The sequence below is a fragment of the Micromonospora sp. NPDC047753 genome (assembly GCF_040642735.1).
Classification (GTDB): domain Bacteria; phylum Actinomycetota; class Actinomycetes; order Mycobacteriales; family Micromonosporaceae; genus Micromonospora.
Genome location: NZ_JBEYSL010000825.1, coordinates 1 through 1,625 on the forward strand (window position 1 = coordinate 1; position 1,625 = coordinate 1,625).

The 1,625-nt window shown below is 70.2% G+C and carries 2 pseudogenes; both read left to right on the forward strand.

Annotated elements, in window-relative coordinates:
• Positions 1-95: 95 nt before the first annotated feature.
• A pseudogene (locus tag ABZ749_RS34925) lies at positions 96-1,118 on the forward strand (FAD-dependent monooxygenase); the annotation flags it as partial.
• A 295-nt stretch (positions 1,119-1,413) separates the two neighbouring features.
• Positions 1,414-1,625 (forward strand): annotated as a pseudogene (locus ABZ749_RS34930) (hypothetical protein); the annotation flags it as partial.

The window sequence follows — 1,625 nt, forward strand, 5'->3', positions numbered from 1 at the left end:
GCCCCGGAACGGCGGGCGTTCGATGACCCAGCCCTCCATGGCCCGCATCGCTGGCTCGTTCTGACCGCCGTACGGGATGCGGTAGAGGCTCGGCCATGGCCCGCATGGTGCTGCGCCAGGTGCTACTGACCGGCCTGGAGGACGTGGTGCACTTCGACAAGACCTTCACCCGGTACGAGCAGCGCGACGACGGCACTGTCACCGCGCACTTCGCCGACGGCACCAGCGCCACCGGCAACCTGCTGGTGGCGGCCGACGGCACCCATTCCGCCGTACGCCGCCAGTACCTGCCACACGCCGTCACCCGCGACGCCGGGACGATCAACATCGCCACCCGCATCCCGCTGACCCCGCACACCCGCGGTCTCATTCCGGAGCGGGTCCAGCAGGGCATCTCACTGATCTTCGGCGTCGGCGGGATGATGGGCGTGCTGCACGTCATGGAGTTCAAGTGGGACGCCGAACGCGCGATGAAGCCCGGCGTCAGCGAGCCCGACGCCGCCCTGCTCCGAGACTGGCCCGGCCTGGCCCACGACACCACCACCGACAACATCAACCTGATCATCTGGAGTGCGGCCAACCGGTTCCCGACCGACATCATGGAACGCCGCGGTGAGGACCTGGTGCAGGTCGCCCTGGACCTCACCGCGAACTGGCACCCGCACCTGCGGGAACTGCTCGCCCACGCGGACCCGGCCAGCGCCCTACCGATCAAAGTGTCCACATCCGAGCCGGTGCCGCCCTGGAAGAGCAGCACCGTCACCATGCTCGGCGACGCCATCCACACCATGACCCCGGGTCGGGGCGTGGGGGCGAACACCGCGCTGCGCGACGCCCGCCTGCTCTGCGCACAACTCAGCCGCGCCACCGCCGGCGACAAGACGCTGCTCCAGGCGGTCGCCGACTACGAGGCCGTGATGGCGCCGTACGGCTTCGCCCGGGTCGCCGAATCGTTGAACCGCAGCGGCACCAGCGGCGACGACCGGATGTACCGGCCGGTGGTGGGTCGACTCGCGTTGCTCGGCGCGCGCGGCTACTTCGGAGTGACCAGCCGGGTACCACCGCTCCGTCGCCGGTTCGTCGACGAATTCCACACCTACGAGGGCGACCGGGACTGAACCCGGCACCACCCGACCCGGGCTCGGCGTCCTCGCCGGGCCCGGGTCTCATCGCGTCCGGAGCGCTCCATCCGACCGAGCCACACCTCACCCGCTCCGTGCCCGACCCGGGTCTCATCGGGCCGGGTACTGGCGTGATCGGGCGACGCTGTGTCACCCGGCAGGCACCGGCTGAGGTGGCTGTCCCACCCGCGACGCTGACGGCCGATCCTGCCTGTCGTCGGCAATACGCGTGTGCGAAGCTGCGGCGAGTTTTTCTCGTGACTTTTCCAACGAGCTGAGAGGGAGGTTCGCCGTGGCGTGGTCTTTCGGACACTCGCTGATAGTGGTACTGGCACTGTTGCTGGGCCTGGCCGCCGGGTGGCTGCTGCGCGGCCGGCGGGGCGTACAGGGCAATTCGATTGTGGATGGTGACCCCGTCGCCGGTCTGGCCGTGATCTCCACGCCCACGCCGGCCGCCACCACCGACGAGGCCCAGCCCGCCGCCGCCGTCGACTCGGCACCCAC